Origin of the sequence: Comamonas sp. GCA5, from assembly GCF_036541385.1 — a bacterium.
GTDB lineage: Bacteria > Pseudomonadota > Gammaproteobacteria > Burkholderiales > Burkholderiaceae_C > Comamonas > Comamonas aquatica.
The window spans coordinates 26,548-32,797 of record NZ_JAZHFR010000037.1 but is presented as its reverse complement, the minus strand read 5'-3'; the positions used below and the strand labels follow the sequence as shown (position 1 = coordinate 32,797).

Here is a 6,250-nt window from a genome sequence, read left to right as displayed (position 1 = left end):
GTCGCTGTTGCTGCCAGGGGTGAAGTCCACCACCAGGTCCGCCGCTGCGTCTTCCTCGTCCGAGGCCACCCAGGTGGCCGCCACATCGCCTTCGGCTGCGCTGTTTTCCACAAACTCCTTGGCCGTCACGGTGATCTCGGGCGCATCGTTGACCAGGGTCACCGCTGGCGTGTCCGCGTCGTCGCCCGTCAGGCCGCCCTTGTCGGTCACGGTCAGATCCACCGCTGGCAACTTGTTGCCGGCGTTCACGTGTGCCGCACCCTTTTCGGTCAGCACCACCTGGCCGCCCACGATGACGTAGTAGCCGTCGCTGTTGCTGCCAGGGGTGAAGTCCACCACCAGGTCCGCCGCTGCGTCTTCCTCGTCCGAGGCCACCCAGGTGGCCGCCACATCGCCTTCGGCTGCGCTGTTTTCCACAAACTCCTTGACCGTCACGGTGATGACGGGCGGGTCGTTGACATCCTCAGCGGCCGCTGTGGCTGCCGCTGCTGCCGTGCCACCCGTCAGTGGTGGCTGCTCCACCACCCCAGCGGTCGACAGCGGGTAATCCAGGCCCAAAGGATTGGTGCTTTCGAGCACGCCGCTCAGGCGCACAAAGGTGGCACCACTGCCGCCGCCACCACCGGCCAGGGTCGCCGCTGTGGGGTCCAGATTGGCCAAGGGGTCTTGCCCGGCATTCAGGGCGGTGATCACGTCGTTGACCGCAGCCTCCAGCGGTTGCTGCAAGACGGCGGCTTCTGCGGCTTGGGGCGGCTGGAGCAGGTCGGGCGCAAGCGTCAGTTGCTGGTTTTCGCCCACGGTCAGGAGCGGCATGCCATCGGCTTGCAGTTGCACGGAACTTCCCGAGGCGGTCACCAGTTCAGCATCCGCGGCGATGCGCATGCCTTCCTTCAACACGGTCAGACTGCCGTCGCTGGCGCGAATCCAAGCTTGGCCTACAAGTTTCGTTACAAGAACCGTGGTGGTTGCCATATCAAAAATCTTTCCGAGGGAATCGAAGGAGGCTGACATCTGATGTCAGTTGCGCCTGATACATACCTTTTGCGGCGCGTGTTGAGGATGATAAAAAAATCACCCATCACCGGTAATTGGCGTCAAAGCCAATACAAGTAGATACAACCGCAAAAATTGCTAACAACCATCTCCTGATCGCTCGTCACTCAGGCATGACAGTGACCGTCCTCACAGACGGCCACTGTCCAGCAGCCCATGGGCTGCTGGACAGTGGGTGGTGCGCGAAACTGTTGGTTGTGGGCTACAGTGTGTGCTTGGGCTCTGCCATAGACAGCCGCTGCGCGCGGGCGACTGACATCAGCACCCCCAGGGCCAGCCCCAGGGTCACCATGGCCGTGCCGCCGTAGCTGATAAATGGCAGGGGCACGCCCACCACGGGCAGGATGCCGCTGACCATACCCATGTTCACGAAGGCGTAGGTGAAGAAGATCATCGCCACGGCCGAAGCCATCAGGCGGCCGAACAGGTTCTGCGCCTTGACGGCGATGGCCAGGCCACGCCAGACCAGCAACAAAAATCCCAGCAGCAGGCACAGGTTGCCGATCAGGCCGAACTCCTCGGAGAACGCCGCAAAGATGAAGTCGGTGGTGCGTTCGGGGATGAATTCCAGGTGGGTCTGTGTGCCGGCCATGAAGCCCTTGCCCCAGACGCCGCCGGAGCCGATGGCAATCATGCCCTGGATGATATGGAAGCCCCGGCCCAGCGGGTCGCGCATCGGGTCCAGCAGGGTGCACACCCGCGTGCGCTGGTAGTCGTGCAGGAAGTACCAGCTCATGCCGTCCTGGCACAGCCAGGGCTCGTTCCAGATCAGCCAGGCGATGCCCACGGCCCCCAGCACCACGGGCGGCACCACCAGCTTCCACGGCAGGCCGGCAAAAAAGATCACCGACAGGCCCGCCGCCATCACCAGCAGGGCCGTGCCCAGGTCCGGCTGCTTCATGATCAGGGCCACGGGCACCATCAGCAGCACAAAGGCAACCACGAAGTCGATGGCCCGCAACACGCCTTCCCGCTGGTGGAACCACCAGGCCAGCATCAGCGGGCCGGCGATCTTCAAAATCTCGGAGGGCTGGATCACCACGCCCACATTCACCCAGCGCTGCGCCCCCTTGCGCGTGATGCCGAACAGCAACACCGCCACCAGCAGCACCACCCCCAGGGTGTACAAGGGCACGGCCACGGCCATCAGCTTGTGCGGGGGGATCTGGGCCACCACAAACAGGATGGCCGCCGCCAGCAGCATGTTGCGCCCATGGTCGACAAAGCGCGTGCCATGGTCGTAGCCAGCCGAATACATGGCCAGCAGGCCCAGGGACGCCATGCCGGCGATGATCAGCAGCAAAAGCGGATCAAAGCCACGAAACAGCGGCAAGATGCGTTGGAGAATGTTGGGCTTGTCAAATTCGGCGGCCATAGTCCACCATTATCTGCTGCCCGCTTTGCCCCTGGAACGTGTGGACGCTCACCAGCGGCGCAGCACCCGCCCATCCACAGACACCTGCCCATGCCCACCACCCACCTGCTGTACCTGCACGGTTTTCGCTCCTCGCCCCAGTCCACCAAGGCCCGCACCGTGGCCGAGTACGTGCAGCGCCGGCACCCACAGGTGAGCTGGTACTGCCCGCAGCTGCCGCCCTCGCCGCGCGCCGCGATGGAGCTGGTGATGGCACAGGTGCGCGACTGGCCCGGCGAGCGCATGGCGGTGATCGGCTCCTCCCTGGGTGGCTACTACGCCACCTGGGTGGCGCACCACAAGCACTGCAAGGCCGTGCTGCTCAACCCCGCGGTCTGGCCGGACCACTCGCTGGAGCAGTACATCGGCCAGCAGACCAGTTGGCACCACCCCGAGGAAGCCTTTTTCTTTCGCCCCGAATACATCCAGGAGCTGCGCGACCTGGCCTTGCACGAACAGGCCGCCACCGCCCCGCAGCTGGGCGTGTTTGCCAAGGGCGACGAGGTGCTGGACTGGCGCCAGATGGTGGCGCGCTACCCCGAGGCCGAGCAGCTCATCCTGGAAGGCGGCGACCACGCCCTCAGCGACTTTGACAGCCACCTCTCGCGCATCCTGGACTTCCTGGACCTGGCCTGAAGCCAAAAACATAGCGGATGGCGCACGTTGCACAAGCACTTCAGGCTGAAAATGCTTTGAAACGACCGTTGCACGTGCGCAGCCCACTTTTCTTTGGATAGCTTGCCGCTGGCACTGCCGCCGCGGGCAAGCGCCCTCCGGGGGAAATTCGCGGCGTGGGACAATCGCGGCATGCACGCATTGTTTGAAGATGCCGGTAAGTTTTTGGCCGGCCGTATCCTGTCCGAGGCCGATGCCTCCTCCCAAATCGAGCTGGCCTCTGGCAAGCGCGTCAAGGTCAAGGCCGCCAACGTCCTGCTCAAGTTCGAGAAACCCGAGCCCGCCGAACTGATGGCCAAGGCCGAGGCCATCGCCGCCAGCGTCGAGCTGGACCTGGCCTGGGAATTCGCCCCCGAAGAAGAATTCGGCTTTGCCGACATTGCGCGCGACTATTTCTCCGAGTCCGCCCCGCTGAGCGAACAGGCCGGCATGCTGTTTGCGCTGTACGGCGCGCCGCACTACTTCCGCCGCGCCGGCAAGGGCCGTTTCAAGAAGGCGCCGGCCGAAATCCTGCAGCAGGCCCTGGCCGCCATCGAAAAGAAAAAGCAGCTGCAGGCGCAGATCGACGCCTGGGCGCAGGAGCTGGTCGCCGGCACCTGCCCGCCCGCCATCCGCGAGCAGCTGTACAAAATCCTGTTCAAGCCCGACAAGAACGCGCCCGAGTACAAGGCCGTGGTCGAGGCCAGCCGCAGCGCGCAGAAGGCCCCGCTGGAGCTGCTGCAGGCCGCCGGCGCCATCGACTCGGCCTACCAGTTCCACTGGAAGCGCTTCCTGTTCGAGAACTTCCCCAAGGGCACGGCCTTCCCCGCCGTCACCGCCCCCCAGCCTCCGGCCGACCTGCCGCTGGCCGCCGTGCAGGCCTACTCCATCGACGATTCCATGACCACGGAAATCGACGATGCCCTGTCCGTGCAAGGCCTGGGCACCGGCACCGTCACCGTGGGCATCCACATTGCCGCGCCCGGCCTGGCGATCACGCCCGGCTCCGACCTGGACAAGCTGGGCCGCGCCCGCCTGTCCACCGTCTACATGCCTGGCTACAAGATCACCATGCTGCCCGACGAGGTGGTGCAGATCTACACCCTGGACGAAGGCCGCGCCAACCCCGCCGTGTCGCTGTATGTGACCTATGACGAGGCCACGCTGGAGGTCAAGGACAAGGTCACCAAGTTGGAGCGCGTGCCCGTGGTGGTCAACTTCCGCCACGACAAGCTGGACCACATCGTCACCGAAGCCTGGCTGCAAGACCCCAGCATTCAGGTCGAAAACACGCCCCAGCCCTTGCTGGACAAGCGCGAAGAGCTATCGTTCCTGCACCGCCTGGCCCAACATCTGAAGGCCGGCCGCGAACAGGTGCGCGGCAAGCCCGAGAACTTCTCGCGCCCCGACTACACCTTCCGCCTGGACGGCAATGGCGACAACGAGCCCCAGGGCCACGAAACCGTCAGCATCACCGTGCGCAAGCGCGGCGCGCCGCTGGACCTGATCGTGGCCGAGGCCGCCATCGTGGCCAACAGCACCTGGGGCCTGATGCTGGCCGAATACGGCGTGCCCGGCATCTACCGCAGCCAGGCCAGCCTGGCCCCCGGCATGAAGGTGCGCATGTCCACCAAGGCCCTGCCGCACGCCGGCATCGGCGTGAAAGCCTATTCCTGGGCCACCTCGCCGCTGCGCCGCTACACCGATCTGGTCAACCAGTGGCAGATCATCGCCTGCGCCCGCCACGGCGCCACGGCCGCCCTGGCCGCGCCGTTCAAGCCCAAGGATGCCGAGCTGTTCGGCATCATCAGCAGCTTCGACGGCGCCTACAGCGCCTACAACGGTTACCAGGCCGGCATGGAGCGCTTCTGGACGCTGAAGTACCTGGAGCAGAACGCCATCACCGAGCTGGACGGCGCCGTGATCAAGGACAACGGCCCCAACGGCGTGCTGGTGCGCGCCGACAGCCTGCCGCTGGTCATCAGCGTGGCCGGCGCCCAGGCCCTGCCGCGCGGCGCCCGCGTGCGTGTGAAGCTGGGCGAGATCGACGAGATCACCCTGGACATCCACGGCACCGTGACCGAGCGACTGGACGACCCGCAAGATCCCAGCGATGATGCGCCCCTGGACGACAGCGCCGACGACGAAGAGGACGTGGCCGGCCCCATCGCGATTGCGGTGGACGTCAACGAGTCCGACAGCCCCAGCGCCGATAATTCCAACCCGTGAAACTGCCCGCCGCGCTCCGCTCCATGTCCACCCTCAGCCTGACGCTGGGGGTGTCGATCGCCATTCACGCAGCCCTGCTGACGGTGCGCTTTGTCGCCCCCGAGCAGTTCAACCGGGTGTTCCAGGACACGCCGCTGGAAGTGATCCTGGTGAACGCGCAGACGCAGGAGCGGCCGGAAAAGGCCCAGGCCATCGCCCAGGCGGCCCTGGCCGGCGGCGGCGATGCCGCCCGGGGCCGGGCCACCAGCCCGCTGCCCTACTCGGCCCTGACCGCCATCGGCGACGACTTCGAGGAGCGCCAGAAGAAGCTGGACGCCATGCAGGAGCAGCAGACCGTGATGCTGACCCAAATGCGCAAGCAGCTGTCGTCGATGCCGCAGTTCGACCCGCGCGAGCAGTCCCAGCAGCAGGACCGCGAGCAGCAGGAGCAAAAGCGCAAGCAACTGATCAAGCTGCTGGCCGAGATCGAGAAGCGCATCAACGAAGAAAACGCCCGCCCCAAGAAACGCTACATCAGCCCCGCCACGCGCGAGGAGGTGTATGCCGTCTACTACGACGGCCTGCGCCGCAAGGTGGAAGACAAGGGCACGGAGAACTTCCCCGAGCACAAGGGCAAGAAGCTGTATGGCGAGCTGGTCATGGTGCTGACCGTGAACCACGACGGCCGCGTGCTGGACACCGAGATCGTGCAGGGCTCGGGCATCCCGCAGCTAGACACCCGGGCCCAGGCGATTGCGCGCGCCGCGGGGCCGTTCGGCCACTTCGGCCCGGCCATGCGCGCCAAGGCCGACCAGATTGCCGTGGTCTCGCGCTTCAAGTTCACGCGCGAGCAGACGCTGGAAACCAATGTCCGCTGACGGTGCCAGCGCGCCCGCCCGCCCCCTGTCCGTTTTTTGCCGT

The 6,250-nt window shown here is 65.6% G+C and carries 5 protein-coding genes; 3 read left to right on the top strand and 2 right to left on the bottom strand.

The genetic code is table 11. The annotated features are described in order from the left end of the window. Window positions 1–972, bottom strand: a 972-nt coding sequence (locus SJH88_RS10680) for a retention module-containing protein (RefSeq protein ID WP_274754456.1), incomplete at its 3' end; no start/stop codon positions are given. A gap of 283 nt (window positions 973–1,255) precedes the next feature. Then, window positions 1,256–2,428, bottom strand: coding sequence for a rod shape-determining protein RodA (gene rodA / locus SJH88_RS10675; protein WP_042411393.1), 1,173 nt, complete (start codon window positions 2,426–2,428; stop codon window positions 1,256–1,258). Window positions 2,429–2,518: 90 nt separating this feature from the next. Between rodA and SJH88_RS10670 the strand changes: the two genes are divergently transcribed. From SJH88_RS10670 to SJH88_RS10660, 3 genes are all read left to right on the top strand, one after another. Next, window positions 2,519–3,103, top strand: a complete 585-nt coding sequence (locus SJH88_RS10670) for a YqiA/YcfP family alpha/beta fold hydrolase (RefSeq protein WP_274754455.1) — start codon at window positions 2,519–2,521, stop codon at window positions 3,101–3,103. 171 nt (window positions 3,104–3,274) lie between these two features. Further along, a complete protein-coding gene (locus tag SJH88_RS10665) occupies window positions 3,275–5,350 on the top strand; it encodes a ribonuclease catalytic domain-containing protein (protein ID WP_274754454.1) in 2,076 nt (691 codons plus the stop codon). After that, the gene (locus SJH88_RS10660; RefSeq protein ID WP_274754453.1) at window positions 5,347–6,207 is read left to right on the top strand and encodes an energy transducer TonB; all 861 of its coding nucleotides are present in this window, start codon (window positions 5,347–5,349) and stop codon (window positions 6,205–6,207) included. Before SJH88_RS10665 ends, SJH88_RS10660 begins: the two co-directional genes overlap by 4 nt. Window positions 6,208–6,250 lie beyond the last annotated feature (43 nt).